This window comes from Streptomyces pacificus (assembly GCF_011766325.1).
In the GTDB taxonomy this organism is placed as follows: domain Bacteria; phylum Actinomycetota; class Actinomycetes; order Streptomycetales; family Streptomycetaceae; genus Streptomyces; species Streptomyces pacificus.
Genome location: NZ_BLLG01000004.1, coordinates 412884 through 427163, shown reverse-complemented (window position 1 = coordinate 427163; position 14280 = coordinate 412884). Strand labels below are relative to the sequence as shown.

Below are 14280 nucleotides of genomic sequence, written 5' to 3'. Positions count from 1 at the left end.
GAGAGTGGCGCCGGGGGCGTGGTGGCACAGGAAGCAGGCCACCTCGCGGTCGAGTTCACCGTTCTCGTTCTTCTTGTTCGGCACGGTGGAGCGGCGGATCAGCAGGGCCGGTGCCAGGCCATGAGGGGGGGAAGGCGTCCCCTGCAGGAGAGAGCCACCGCCACCCCTGCTCGGGCACCTCGCGAGGGTGACTGACGCATTCACGTGGTGCAGAGCGATCTGCGCGAGTGCACGGCATAGGTGATGGCCAGCACCACTGCCGTGCCGACGGTCAGGAGCGCGGCGGCGGCGAGCTCTGATACCGGTGCGGGGGCAGGGGGAATGAATCCGCCGACGAACTCCAGGTGTGGGTAGGCGATCGCCATCAGGAGGTTGCGGGGGTCGAACCGGCCCAGGATGGGCACGAGGAAGAAACCGACCAGGAACACCGGCAGCACGTACAGTGGGCGCCGAACGATGAGCGCCGCGCTCATGCCCAGGAGAGCGAAGACCACACCGGTTGTGAGCGTCATCGCCAGGGTCGGCAGGGTGTCGGCCGGGGAGAGGTCGCCAGGCACTTCGAGCAGCCGGGTGTCGACGCGTCCGTTCACCGCCAGGTGCAGAGCCGTGCTGGTGAGCAGTGTTGCGACGAAGGCTGCCGCGGTCAGAGCGGTGACCGCCGCCGTCAGGGTGACGGCCTGGGACAGGAACAGCCTCCGCGGTCCTTCGCGGACCGCGCGGAACTTCAGGGTCTTGTAGTGCGTGTCGCGTGTCGGTGCGATCGCGCCGTAGGTGAAGAAGACGAGCGGGCCGATGACGAAGCACAGGACCTGGAGCAGGTTGACGGTGCCCTGGAAGGGATGGAGGTTGGCCACGGCCTGCCCGGCGCTCTCCCAGGTCTCCTTCAGAGGGTCGTCGGTGGGGTCGCTGCCGCGCCCGATGGCCCGCTCGAAGGTGTAGCCGCCGTCTTGGTGCAGGAATGCCCACTCCTGCCGCAGGCTGTTCACCGCGCTGTGCGCAGTGGCGTACGCGCCCACAGCGAAAGCCGACGCGACCGCCATAAAGCAGACGAGCGTGTACAGGAAGTACCGCGACGCCCACTGGTAGCGCAGATCAGCGCGGACCGTGCGCGTGATGGGCCAGGTACGCGTCTTCGAGACGGTCACCGGCGGCGTGGTTGAAGTCAAGCTTGCTCAGCCCGTTCTCGGATACGGCGAACACATCGTCCGCCACACGGTCGTAGAAGTCGAATTGGTGGCCGGAGGCGACCACGACGCTGTCCTGCTTGAGCTGCGCCAGCGAGGCGCGCAGCCACTGCAGGCTGTCGTAGTCCAGGCCGTTCGCCAGCTCGTCGAGGACGACGTACGAGGGCCGGGCCAGCAGCAGGCCCACCGTGTACAGCTTCTTGCGCTGCCCGTAGGACAGCGCCCGGGCCGGCTTGCGCAGCGTCGCGCGGTCCAGCACACCGTCCGCGACCGTGCGGACATCTTCCCAGAGGGTCTTCCGGCCAAGGAGGAAGTGCAGGTTCTCGAAGCCGGACAAGTGCGGGTACAGGGCACAGTCGTCGAACACTGGGAAGACATGCTCACGCACGTCCGCCAGTGGACGGCCGTCGAACTCGACGGTTCCGGTGTGTGTTTCCAGGCCGGCCAGGCACTTGAAAAGGGTAGTCTTCCCGGCTCCGTTCGGGCCCAAGAGGTAGCTCACCCTGCCTGCGCGGAATTCGGCAGACACTCTGTTCAGAACCGTGTGCCCACCATAGCTCTTCGTAAGGTTCCTGATACTGATCATCGGTGACATCCCGTGTACGGCGCGACAAGCGGGCGGCCGGAGTATCCACAGGCGCCCCGGCCGCTCACCGCGCTCGTACGCGAAACCTCAGCCCTTCCAGTTCCAGGCCCCGGACTTGCTACCCGAGAAGTAGTGCGTGTAGTCCTTCGAGTACGCCTTCACATCGCCCCAAGGCGTGGGGACACCGGCACCGATGGTGTCCTTCGCACGCCACTTGTGAGTCGACGAGGTGGTGTGGTATCGCGTGATCCCGTTGTTCTTCGCGATATTCGGGAAGACGTGCCCGCTCTCCTGCCAGCCCTTCGAGGACGTGACCTTGCTCCCGTTGTAGCCGAAGTACACGGTGTCACGGGTCCACATCAGCGAACCGCCCCGCTTGAACTGGGCCTTCCGGTACTTGGTCGCGGCGGCAGCAGCCTGCACCGACCCGGCCCCGGCTCCCTCTCCCGAGACGTCGACCCCCTCCGCAACCGGCTCGTTGGTGAAGGCCGCCAGTTGCTCCGGGCTCAGCTGCTCCGCCTGGACCGCCTGCCCGTCCTCACTGACGGCGATCGGGTCGTCGGCGGCAACCGCGAGGGCAGTAGCGGCGGGCGCCACGACCGCCAGCGCGAGTCCGCAGGACGCAGCGATGGTCATAAAGCGCTTGCGCACTTGATCTCCATTCAGTTGTCACGGCCATCCCTCCCCCGACATCTGCCGCAAGTGCGGGTGTTGTAGCCGTCTGGTCACGAATGATCACATCAGGCCCAACCGTCCCATGCAGTGACGGGCGTCACATTCCTTGCTCAGGCCTTCCTCAGATTTAGGGATTGATCGGTGTCTGTCATGATTTAGCTGTTTCCAGGCTCTCTCGTCTTTCGTGGTTGTACGGCGAGGCGGAACAAGTCCCACGCCTCGTCCACGGGCGCCCTCCTGCGCTTGGCGCTGATGAGCGGTCTCGGCGCAGTCCGGCGGTCAGACGACCTGGCCCCTTGCGTCAGCGTGTCCCGGACTGTCGGAAGTCTCCTCGCTCCCCTGGGATCCTCTGGCGCGTTTCCCGGCCTGCCGCTCGGCCGGGACCGGCGCCCCAGCGCCGCAGCCCGAAGGGACGGCAGGCGGAGGTGAGATCAGCTGGGAGCTACCAATCGATTTCGACGGCTGCCCATCGGGCCCGGAACGCCGTGGTCAGCGCTTCAACGCCGACCCGCCATCCACCCGTTTCACTGTCGGCCAGTACCAAGAACTGCGCCTGGCGGCTGTCTACCATTCGGGTGCCGGCGCCGCGGGTGCGGTGGCAGGCCCCCGCCCGGCCGAAGCCCGCCGCACCGCGCGTGCGCAAAGCCCCGCCGACCGCGCAGGTCCCGCAGATGCGCCAGCTCTGCCGCAAGGCCGCCGGGGTCACCTCCGACGACCTCGCCAGGCTCTGCACCAGCACCTACGGCCGCTGACCGGGGCTTTCGTCTGCCCGCACCCCGTTTGCGTGCTCAGCGGGAGGCCGTAACCTTGACGACGCGATCTTCGTTGTTGCGGCAGTGCGGGCTCGTAGGGCACCACGGGACGCGCGCCGGAGGCCGGGTACCGGCCCTCACACACCCGGATTCCGCTCCCTCCAGGAACCGACCGTGGTCCTCGTCCCCCCCGGGCCTCGATGGTAAGACGCCCGACGGCGCCCCCGGAGGGCTGTGCCGCTCTCTTGGTTGTCATCCCTGGGGACAAGGAACAGAGACGAACCTCTACCTGAGAATGACGTGAGGGTGAGATTCCGGTCCGTACCGTATCCGGGTCGCTGACATGCCCGAAGCGATGCTCACCGTTCGGACTCCGGAGCAGACACCCTTGTTCATCCATGTCAAGTGCCATCACCGCGCCGTCGTCCTGGCAGTGGCAGCGGCCCTCGCCGCCACTTCGCTGAGCGGCTGTACGCAGAACGCTCCAGAGACGTCCGCCGACGATCCCGCCGCCCGCGCCGACCTGCGCGCTTTCTACCACCAAAAGCCCCAGTGGAAGCCCTGCGGCCAGGAGGAGTGCGCCACGCTGAAGGTCCCCATGGACTACACAGCGCCCAACAATGGCAAGACCTTCACTCTCCCCCTCATACGGGCCGCCGCAACGGATACGGCCCGCCGCAGCGGGTCGCTGGTCGTCAATCCCGGCGGCCCCGGAGAGTCCGGGGTCGCCCTGCTCCAGGACGGCGGAGTTCAGTCATTCAGCAAGCGAATACGGGCCCGCTTCGACATCGTGGGATTCGACCCGCGCGGTGTGGCGGGCAGCAAGCCCGCCGTGGACTGCGGCCCTGAGGAAGAGGCGGAGGTTGACGACGCCGTGCCGCAGCCGCTGTACCCCACAACGGCCGAGCAGCGCCGGGCTGCTCTGGCTGATGCCGAGAGCGCGGTCGCGGCCTGCAGAAGGCACAGCGGCCCGATCCTGCCGTATGTGGGAACGGCCGACGCCGCCCGCGACATGGACGTGCTGCGCGCCGCGCTCGGCGATAGCAAGCTGAGCTATCTCGGCTGGTCCTACGGGACTCTTCTCGGCACCGTGTACGGCGAGCTGTTCCCCCGGCGGGTACGAGCGATGGTGCTGGACGGGGCCATCGACCCCTCGCTCAACTGGGTGGAGCGGGCCCGCAGCCAGGCCGTCGGCTTCCGCACAGCGGTCGATGACTACGCTGAGTACTGCGCCGACGTGGTGGGGGACGCCTGCCCCGCCGACACCCCTGAGGGCATTCATGAGCTGCTCGACGGTCTGTACGCGCAAACCGAACAGGAGCCGCTGCCGGTCGACGACGGCGAATCGGACCTGGACACGGCGGCCCTGCACAGTGCCATCGTCACCTCGATGTACACCCCCGAGGAGCAGTGGGAAGACCTGTCCCGCGCTCTGAGCGAGGCGGCCGGGGGTGATGGAACGCGGCTCGACAGGATTGCCGCCGGGGAGGAGGGCGCCGGCGAGGGCGAGGCACAGGAGGATGAGCGGGAGGAGAGCCACCCCGACAACTCCGATGTGGCCATCACCGCCGTCGACTGCCTTGACATCCCCCACCCCAAAGACCCCCAGGCATACTGGAAGGCCCTCGACCAGGCCCATCAGGCCGAGGGCGACTTCGGGGCCGAGAGCGTGATCGCCGAGCTTGGTTGCAAGGGCTGGCCGCACCGCGGTCCAGGCCCGCACCGTGTGAGTGCCGACGGTCTCCCCTCGGTCCTGGTGGTGGGCACTACCGGCGACCCCTCCACGCCCTATCACGAGGCACAGAGCCTGGCCCGCCAGCTACCCAAGGGCATGCTGCTGACCTTTGAGGCAATGGGCCACACCGCCTACGGGCGGGGCAGTAGCTGCGTGGACAAAGCTGTGGACAGCTACCTCATCCATCTCAAGCCGGTCAAGGCAGGCGCGACCTGCTGACGCCCGGCTCGTCACCACCACACCTCACCTCCCCCGGGGCGCGCACGCCCCCACGCCCCGAACGGTGGTGACAGCCGTGCGCGCTGCCGGTGATGTCGATGCGGGCGAAGTTGTCGTTCGAGACGATGATGCCGTCGAGTTCCCCGACGCCAGTGAAAGCGCTGTCAAACATGAATTTCCGTTGGGGTGATGGGGTAGGCTGTGAGCTGTCCCCGTCGAGGAGAGGTGCCGCCAGGCCATGCCCGAGACCGCAGCCCATGTGACAGCCGCGGAGATCTCCCGCATCGCCGGCGTCACCCGGGCCACCGTCAGCAACTGGCGCAGGCGCCACGCCGACTTCCCCGCACCGACCGCCGGCACCGACACCAGCCCGCTCTACGACCTCGGGGCCGTCCGGGCATGGCTCGGCTCCCGCGGTCACACGCGGGTGGCCGACCCCCGGGAGGAACTGCGCACCGCGGTCCGCCTCCACGCCTCCGACCCGGACGGCACGACCGGTCGCATGGCCTTCGTCCTCACGCTCGCCCGCCGCCCCGCGGACCAGACGGCGGCGCTCGCCGGCCTCAAGAACGCCGAACTCGCCGGCCTCACGGATGCCGAACTCGCCGCCCGCGCCTCCGGGGAGGTGGCCGGGCTCCTGGCCTCGCTCCCCGGCCCGGCGCCCGCGAGCCCCCTCTTCTCCGCCTCCGACGGCACCGCACTGCGCGCCCTCCTCCGCTGCGTGCGCGAGGCCGGCGCCCCGGCCGCCCTCACGGTGCTCGCGGAGAGGGAACTCGACGACAGCGCCGCGACCGGCGTCTACGGGACCCCGGAGCCCCTGGCGCGGCTCGTCGCCGCACTGCTCCCGGCCGGGGCCGCCCGCGTCCTGGACCCGGCCTGCGGCAGCGGCGCGCTCCTGGCGGCCGCCGCCGGGCGCGGCGCCGGCGAACTCCTCGGCCAGGACTCCGTACCCGTGCAGGCCCGGCGCGCCGCGGTCGGCCTGAGCCTCGCCGCGCCGCGCGCCGAGGTCACCGTGCGCATCGGCGACAGCCTGCGCGCGGACGCCTTCGACGGCCTGACGGCGGACGCGGTGGTGTGCAACCCGCCGTACGGGGACCGCGACTGGGGCCACGACCGCCTCGCCTACGACCCGCGCTGGGCGTACGGCGTACCGGGCCGTTCCGAATCCGAACTCGCCTGGGTGCAGCACTGCCTCGCCCACCTCGTACCCGGCGGCCGGGCCGTGCTGATCCTGCCGCCCGCCACCGCCTCCCGCGTCTCCGGGCGCCGGATCCGGGCGGAGCTGGTGCGCAGCGGTGTCGTGCGGGCCGTGCTGGCCCTCCCGCCCGGCGCCGCGCCTCCGCTGCATGTGGGCCTGCACCTGTGGGTCCTGTCCCGGCCCGAACCGGGCGGCCCGGAGCGGAAGTCGGTGCTGTTCGCCGACCCGGCCGGCGCACCCCCCACGGACGGCGGCGCACCCCCTTCGGGCACCGGCGCACGGGCGGCCGGCATACCGCGTACGGGTACGGGTCCCTCCCGCGCCCCGATCGACTGGGCGGGCCTGACGGCCCGGACGCTCGCCCACTGGGAGGCGTTCACCGCCGACCCGGACCGGTTCGCCGCCGAACCCGGCACCGCACGCACGGTGCCGGTCGTCGACCTCCTCGACGACCTCGTCGACCTCACCCCCGCCCGCCGGGTCCGCACCTCGCACCGGGACGTCGACCCCGCGGAGCTGTCCGCGCGTACGGAGACCGGCCGCCGCGAGCTGGCCGAGTCCGCCCGCGCCCTCCTCGACACGGCCGGTCTCACCGGCTGGACGGCACCCGGCGGCTCGGTCCGGGAGTGGCGTACGGCCAACGCCTCCGACCTCGCCCGGGGCGGCGCGCTGACCCTGCTCCGCACCGTGCCGGACACCAAAGCCCCCGTGCCGGACACCAAAGCTCTCGTGTCGGACACCCAAGCCCCCGTGCCGGACGGTTCAGCCGCGGCGGCGCCGGTCCTCACCGGCGCCGACATCGCCCGGGGTACGGGCCCGACCGGTGATCCGGCGGAGCTGGGCCCGGCGGCCACGACCGCACCCGTGATCGCCGCCGGGGACGTCCTCGTACGGGCGATCGCGGGCGGTGGCGGCCCGATGGCCCGGGTCGCCGACGACGGCGACACCGGCGCGCTCCTCGGCCCGCAGGTCCACCTCCTGCGACCGGACCCGGCGCGCCTGGACTCCTGGTTCCTGGCCGGATTCGTCGGCTCGGCGGAGAACGTCGCCGGGGCCTCCACCGGCAGCACCGTCCTGCACGTCGCCCCGGGCCGGCTCCGGGTCCCGCTGCTCCCGGTGGACGAGCAGCGCCGCTACGGCGAGGCCTTCCGGCACGTCCATCGACTGCGCGCCGGGGCACGGCGGGCCGCGCGGCTCGCGGAGGAGACGGCGGCCCTGCTGGCCGACGGCCTCACGGGCGGCGCGCTGCTCCCGGCCGAGGGCCCGCCTTCGGCCGCGGCCGGGCCGCCGGCCGGCACCGAACCGGCCTGAACCGCACCCGAACTTCGCACCCATCCACCACACTTGTCCGCACCCGCTCCGGTTGGGCGGGACGGTCCGGAAGGAAACCGGGGAACCCCTTGAACAGCAGTAAGCACACGGAACTGGCGAACCACGCCTGGTCCGTCGCCGACCTCCTGCGCGGCGACTACAAGCAGTCCGACTACGGCAAGGTCATCCTGCCGTTCACGGTGCTGCGCCGGCTCGAGTGCGTCCTGGAACCGACCCGGGAGAAGGTCGCCGAGACCGTCGCCCGATTCCAGGGCCAGGACATCGACACCGCGTACTTCCTGCGCAAGGCCTCCGGCCACTCCTTCTACAACAGGAGCGACCTGACCCTGAAGAAGATCGCCGCGGACCCGCGGAACGCGGCGAAGAACCTCCAGATCTACGTCGGCGCCTTCTCGGACAACGCCCGCGAGGTCCTCGACAAGTACGAGTTCGCCCAGCAGATCAAGCGCCTCGACGGCGCCGACCTCCTCTACCAGGTCATCGGCAGGTTCACCGACCTGGACCTGCATCCGGAGACCGTGCCCAACCACAACATGGGCTACATCTTCGAGGAACTGATCCGCCGCTTCGCGGAGCAGTCCAACGAGACGGCGGGTGAGCACTTCACCCCCCGCGAGGTCATCAAGCTCATGGTCAACCTGCTGATCGCACCCGACGGGGACGCGTTGCAGGTGCCGGGCGTCGTGCGCACGGTCATGGACCCGGCGTGCGGCACCGGCGGCATGCTGTCGGCGGCCGAGGACCACATCCTGTCCCTCAACCCGGACGCCACCGTCGCGGTCTACGGTCAGGAGCTCAACCCCGAGTCCTGGGCCATCTGCCGGTCCGACCTGATGATCAAGGGGCAGGACCCGGAGCACATCGCGTTCGGCAACTCCTTCAGCGACCCCGCCCACCGCCGCGACAGGTTCGACTACATCCTGGCCAACCCGCCGTTCGGCGTGGAGTGGAAGAAGGTCAAGGACGAGGTCGAGTACGAGCACAAGCACATGGGCGAGGCCGGCCGCTTCGCCGCGGGCCTGCCGCGCATCAACGACGGCTCGCTCCTCTTCCTCCAGCACATGATCTCGATGATGAAGCCGGTGGACGCCAAGGGCGGCGGCGGCTCCCGCATCGCCATCGTCTTCAACGGCTCCCCGCTCTTCACCGGCGCGGCCGGGTCGGGCGAGTCCGAGATCCGCCGCTGGATCCTGGAGAACGACTGGCTGGAGGCGATCGTCGCCCTCCCGGACCAGCTCTTCTACAACACCGGCATCTCCACCTACTTCTGGATCCTCACCAACCGCAAGTCCCCCGACCACAAGGGCAGGGTCGTCCTGCTGGACGCGCGCGACCAGTTCCAGAAGATGCGCAAGTCGCTCGGCGACAAGCGCAAGGAACTGGGCAAGCGGCACATCGCGGACGTGACCCGCCTGTACAGGGAGGCTGTCGAGGCCGCGGCCGACCCGGACCACGAACTCCACGCCAAGGTCAAGGTCTTCGACAACAGCGCCTTCGGCTACCAGCGCATCACCGTCGAACGCCCGCTCAAGCTCCGCTTCGAGGTCACCGAGGAGACGCTGACGGCCCTGGCGGCGGCGAAGCCGGTCCAGAAGCTGGCGGACGCGGAGGCGTTCGTGGCCGCCGTGCGTACGCTGCTGGGCTCGACGTGGGCGACCAAGTCGGAGTGTCTGGTGTCCCTCAAGGACGCCGTCGTGGCGGCCGGCCTGCTGTGGCCGACCGGCGCGCCGTTCGCGAAGGCGCTGCGGGAGGCGGTGGGCGTCCGCGACCCCGAGGGCGAGGTGCAGAAGGTCAAGGGCGAGCCGGAACCGGACACGGAACTCCGGGACTACGAGAACGTCCCGCTGGGCGAGGACGTCGAGGAGTACCTGAAGCGCGAGGTCCACCCGCACGTACCGGACGCGTGGATCGACCACACGAAGACGAAGATCGGCTACGAGATCCCGTTCACGCGGCACTTCTACGTGTACGAGCCGCCGAGGCCGCTGGCGGAGATCGACGCGGAGCTGAAGGCTCTGGAGGCGGAGATTCAGGCGCTGTTGGGGGAGGTGACGGAGTGACCGCCGCAGTCCACTGGATTCAGCAAGCACCAGATCGTTGGACGCGAGGACGTCTCAAGAACCTCATTGCCAAGGCTGCTAACGGAACTTGGGGAAGTGATCCTGCTGAAGACGGCAGTGACGTTCGCTGCGTCCGCGCCGCAGATTTCGACCGCCCAAGGCGCCGAGTGCGTATCGATAACGCCCCGTTGAGGCGTGTCGATGCGTCATCGCTCAGGCAATACCTCTTGCGGCCCGGCGACCTTATCCTTGAGAAGTCGGGTGGAGGTGAGAAACAGCCTGTGGGGATGGCTGTCTTGTTCGAGGGCCCAGAAAAGTCCGTATGTTCCAACTTCTGTGCACGCCTCTCTCCGGCGGCCGGTGTCGACCCCCGCTTCCTGACATATGTTCTTGCCGCGGCATACGGGCAGGGGTTGACGCAGAGCGCGATTAAGCAGACCACAGGTATCCAGAATCTGGACACCGGAACCTTTTTCTCTTCGCTGTGGGCGTATCCGCGGCAGGAGGAACAATGTCGCATCGCCGACTTCCTCGACGCCGAGACCGCCCGTATCGACGGCCTCGTCACCAGGCGTCGTGAGATGACTGATCTGCTCGCTCTGAAGAGAGAACGAGTGGTTGAGCTTGCTCTCGGCCTTGAACACGACAGCCACGCCCACGATATGGCTCCGCTCAAGTACCTGGTGGAAGGAATCACCGTTGGCATCGTCATCACTCCAGCCAAGTGGTACGTGGAGTCGGGGGGGACGCCTGCCTTGCGGGGACTGAACGTCCGACCTGGTGTCATCGAAGACAGCGATCTCGTGCGGATTAGCGACGAAGGGGATGCGGAGAATGTGAAGTCCCGGCTGCGGGCAGGAGACGTGGTCGTGGTGCGCACCGGTCAGGCTGGCGCGGCGGCAGTCGTTCCGCCGCACTTGGCCGGCGCGAACTGTATTGATCTCATTGTTGTGCGTCCAGGTAGGAGCATGGCGCCGAGGTACCTTGAGTACGTATTGAACTCTCAGTACGCCCAAGCGCACGTCTCGGAGCATGCGGTCGGCAGCATCCAGGCGCATTTCAATATTGGGTCGATGAAGAAGATCCCTGTCCCGTCGTTGCCGCTCGCCCGGCAGGAGAGGATCGTCAAAGCACTCGACGAACGAGTCGCTGGGCTTGACGCGTTGAAGGACAAGTTCCAGCAACAGGGACAGATGCTCGCCGAGCGCCGCCAAGCCCTCATCACCGCCGCCGTCACCGGCCAGTTCGACGTCTCCACCGCCAGCGGACGCAACAACACGGAGGGAATCAGCGCATGAGCCCCGGCCCGGTCCACAGTGAGTCCGCGTTCGGCGACGCGATAGTCGCCGCCATGACCGAGCGCGGCTGGCGCGAGGCGAGCCCCGCCGGCTATCAGCCCGATCTCGGCCTGGACACGGGCGAACTCTTCGAGTTCCTCCGCAGGACCCAGGCCGAGGAGTGGCACGAACTCCGCACCGTCTACGGCGACCCCGCCGAGGCCGAGCGCGGCTTCGTCCGCCGTCTGGACCAGGCCATCGCCAACGACGGCCTGCTCCACGTCCTCCGCAACGGCGTCAAGGACCGCGGCGTACGCCTCCGCGTCGCCTACTTCAGGCCGAACCTGGTCCCCGACGCCTCCGTCCTCGACGGTTACCGCGCCAACCGCCTCACCGTCGTCCGCGAGCTGCCCTACGCCACCAAGCAGCTCGACTGGAACAACCGGCTCGACCTCGCCCTCTTCCTGAACGGCATCCCCGTCGCCACCGCCGAGCTGAAGAACCCGCTCACCGGACAGGGCGTCGAGCATGCCAAGGAGCAGTACCGGACCGACCGCGACCCCACCGAGCCGATCTTCACCCGCCGGGTCGTCGCGAACTTCGCCGTCGATCCCGACCTGGTCTTCGTCGCGACCACCCTCAAGGGCAGGAACACGCGCTTTCTGCCCTTCAACACCGGCTCCGAGGGCCCCGGCCGCCCCGGCGGCGCCGGAAACCCCGCTCCCACCGCCTTCGGCCGGTACGCGACCTCCTACCTCTGGGAGCAGGTCTGGGAGCGGGAGAACTGGCTCGATCTGCTCCAGCGGTTCGCGCACCAGCAGAAGACCAGGACGCCCGGTGGCGGTACCACCCGCACCACGGTCTTCCCCCGCTACCACCAGTGGGACGCGGTCAGGAAGCTCACCGCCCACGCGGCCACCCACGGCGCCGGACAGAACTACCTGATCATGGCCTCGGCCGGGTCCGGCAAGTCCAACACCATCGGGTGGCTCGTCCACCGCCTCTCCGACCTGCACGCGGACAACGACCCCCGCATGCTGAACACCGAGGCCCTGGCCGCGGGGTTCATCAAGCCCGGGGCGCCCGTCTTCGACAAGGTCATCGTCATCACCGACCGCCGGAACCTCGACGCCCAGCTTCGCGAGACGGTCGGCAGCTTCTCCCAGACCGACGGCCTGGTCGTCAAGATCGACGAGCGGCAGGGCGCCAAGAGCGAGCAGCTCGCCCGCGCGCTCTCCCGCGACACCGGGAAGATCGTCACCGTCACCCTGCACTCGTTCCCCGCGCTCCTGGACTACCTCAAGCGCAACCCGACCGAGATCAGGGGCACCACCTTCGCGATCGTCATCGACGAGGCCCATTCCTCCCAGTCCGGCGACGCGGCGACCTCCGTCCGTGCCGCACTGCGCGAACTCGGCCTTGACTCGGACTCCGAGGACGCCGGCGCGACCACCGTCACCGTCACCGACACCGTCACGGACAAGCTGAAGAAGAAGGCGCTGGAGCGGTCCCGGGCGGCGAACCTCTCCTACTTCGCGTTCACCGCCACGCCCAAGTCCAAGACCCTCGAACTCTTCGGGACCCCGGAACAGGTCGACGGCAAGGCGGCGTACCGCCCCTTCCACACGTACTCCATGCGCCAGGCCATCGAGGAAGGGTTCATCCTCGACCCGCTGCGCAACTACGTCACGTACAACACGTACTGGAAGCTGGTGAACCACAACCAGGACGAGCGCGAAGTGGACCCCGCGAAGGCGAACTCGCTGCTCGCCCGGTACGTCCTCACCCACGACTCGACCGTCTCCCAGCACGCACAGGTGATCGTCGAGCACTTCGTCACCCACACCAGGGGCCGGCTCGGCGGACGGGCCAAGTCCATGGTCGTGACCGGCTCCCGGCACTCCGCCGTCCAGATGGCCCGCGCCATCAGGAGCTACATCAGGGACCGCGACTACCACACCAGGTATCCGGACCTGGGCGTCCTGGTCGCCTTCTCCGGCTCCCTCACCATCGACGGCGAGGAGACCACCGAGCCGAAGGAGAACGGCGGGCTGTCCGAGACCGCCCTACCCAAGGCCTTCGGCTACACGCGCGCCGACGACAAGGCGGTGAAGGCCGGGGCGAAGGGGCAGCAGGAGTACCGGATCCTGGTCGTGGCGGAGAAGTACCAGACCGGCTTCGACCAGCCCCTGTTGACCACCATGTACGTCAACAAGAAGCTCACCGGTATCGCCGCCGTCCAGACCCTCTCCCGGCTGAACCGCACCGCCGAACGCAAGGCGCAGGCCGACCTCGCCGTCCTGGACTTCAGCAACGAGGCCGAGGACATCAAGGAGGCGTTCCGCCCGTACTTCGAGGAGGCGAACACCCTCCCCTCGGATCCCAACCTTCTCTACACCGCCCAGAGCCGGGTCATGTCCGCGCCGATCATCTCCGAGACCGAGATGGACGAGTTCGCCGCCGCCTGGTTCGAGGCGAAGGAGAAGGCAGCCGGATCACCGGCGAAGTGGGAGAAGCTGCACGCCGAGCTGTACCGCCTGCTGTCCCCGGCCGTCACCCGCTACGAGGCCCTGCGCGACAACGACGAGGACGAGGACGACGTCAGGACGGCCGAGGACTTCCGCGCCGACCTCCACGACTACGTACGCAAGTACGGCTTCCTCGCCCAGATCGTGCCCTACCGCGACCCCGACCTCGAACGACTCCACCTCTACGGCCGCTACCTCCTCACCCGGCTGCGGGGACGCACGGACGGCGGCGTGGACATCGGCGAGGTCGACCTCAGCCACCTGCGCGTGCAGAGGACCGGCGAGCACGACGTCTCCCTCAGCCCCGAGGGGCCCGCGATGATGCCCGGCTTCGGCGAGGGGCCGGGCGGCGCCAAGGAGCCCGAGAAGTCCCTCCTGTCGGAGCTGATCGAGAAGTTCAACGCCAAGTTCGGCACGGACTTCACCGAACAGGACGTCATCCGGCCCTTCGAGGAGGCCAAGGCCGACGCCAAGGTCCGGGCCGCGGCGGTCGTCAACGACGAGGACAACTTCGGCAGGGTCTTCGACAAGGTCTTCGCGGACAAGATGGCCGACCACGTCGACTCCATCGCCGGCCTCGGCCGCCAGTACTTCGGCGCGGACCGCAACTTCAAGTCCAGCCTCGACCGCAGTGCACGCCGTGCCGCCTGGCGGATGATCCGCCGCGAGGAGGGCGTGGACGACGCGGCGTAGCCGCCCTCGGCATGAGCAGGGGCCCCGTACACCGCGAGGTG

General features: G+C 68.9%; 9 protein-coding genes. 5 read left to right on the top strand and 4 right to left on the bottom strand.

Going from position 1 to position 14280, the window contains the following annotated elements; translation table 11 throughout:
- Positions 1 to 200: 200 nt before the first annotated feature.
- The 3 genes from SCWH03_RS09285 to SCWH03_RS09275 all read right to left on the bottom strand — a co-directional run bounded on the left by SCWH03_RS09285 (position 201) and on the right by SCWH03_RS09275 (position 2421).
- The gene (locus tag SCWH03_RS09285) at positions 201 to 1145 is read right to left on the bottom strand and encodes a hypothetical protein (RefSeq protein WP_173263678.1); all 945 of its coding nucleotides are present in this window, start codon (positions 1143 to 1145) and stop codon (positions 201 to 203) included.
- Entirely contained in the window at positions 1093 to 1770 is a 678-nt protein-coding gene (locus SCWH03_RS09280; protein WP_254076633.1) for an ATP-binding cassette domain-containing protein, read from the bottom strand. The genes SCWH03_RS09285 and SCWH03_RS09280 overlap by 53 nt, the downstream gene beginning before the upstream one ends.
- A gap of 87 nt (positions 1771 to 1857) precedes the next feature.
- The gene (locus SCWH03_RS09275; RefSeq protein ID WP_173263676.1) at positions 1858 to 2421 is read right to left on the bottom strand and encodes a hypothetical protein; all 564 of its coding nucleotides are present in this window, start codon (positions 2419 to 2421) and stop codon (positions 1858 to 1860) included.
- Between the two features lie 1164 nt (positions 2422 to 3585).
- On the opposite strand from SCWH03_RS09275, the gene SCWH03_RS09270 reads away from it, so the two are divergent.
- Positions 3586 to 5151: an alpha/beta hydrolase gene (locus SCWH03_RS09270; protein ID WP_254076632.1), complete on the top strand. Its 1566-nt coding sequence runs from the start codon at positions 3586 to 3588 to the stop codon at positions 5149 to 5151.
- Here SCWH03_RS09270 and SCWH03_RS09265 read toward each other — a convergent pair.
- A complete protein-coding gene (locus SCWH03_RS09265; protein ID WP_173263675.1) occupies positions 5129 to 5323 on the bottom strand; it encodes a hypothetical protein in 195 nt (64 codons plus the stop codon). The two genes, SCWH03_RS09270 and SCWH03_RS09265, sit on opposite strands and share 23 nt — an antisense overlap.
- A gap of 66 nt (positions 5324 to 5389) precedes the next feature.
- Between SCWH03_RS09265 and SCWH03_RS09260 the strand changes: the two genes are divergently transcribed.
- The 4 genes from SCWH03_RS09260 to SCWH03_RS09245 all read left to right on the top strand — a co-directional run bounded on the left by SCWH03_RS09260 (position 5390) and on the right by SCWH03_RS09245 (position 14239).
- Positions 5390 to 7660, top strand: coding sequence for an N-6 DNA methylase (locus tag SCWH03_RS09260; protein ID WP_173263674.1), 2271 nt, complete (start codon positions 5390 to 5392; stop codon positions 7658 to 7660).
- 89 nt (positions 7661 to 7749) lie between these two features.
- A complete protein-coding gene (locus SCWH03_RS09255; protein WP_173263673.1) occupies positions 7750 to 9741 on the top strand; it encodes a type I restriction-modification system subunit M in 1992 nt (663 codons plus the stop codon).
- A 287-nt stretch (positions 9742 to 10028) separates the two neighbouring features.
- On the top strand, positions 10029 to 11039 hold the full coding sequence (locus SCWH03_RS09250; protein ID WP_173263672.1) for a restriction endonuclease subunit S domain-containing protein: 1011 nt from the start codon (positions 10029 to 10031) through the stop codon (positions 11037 to 11039).
- Complete coding sequence (locus tag SCWH03_RS09245; protein WP_173263671.1) at positions 11036 to 14239, top strand: type I restriction endonuclease subunit R; 3204 nt, start codon at positions 11036 to 11038, stop codon at positions 14237 to 14239. Before SCWH03_RS09250 ends, SCWH03_RS09245 begins: the two co-directional genes overlap by 4 nt.
- The last annotated feature ends 41 nt before the right edge of the window (positions 14240 to 14280 follow it).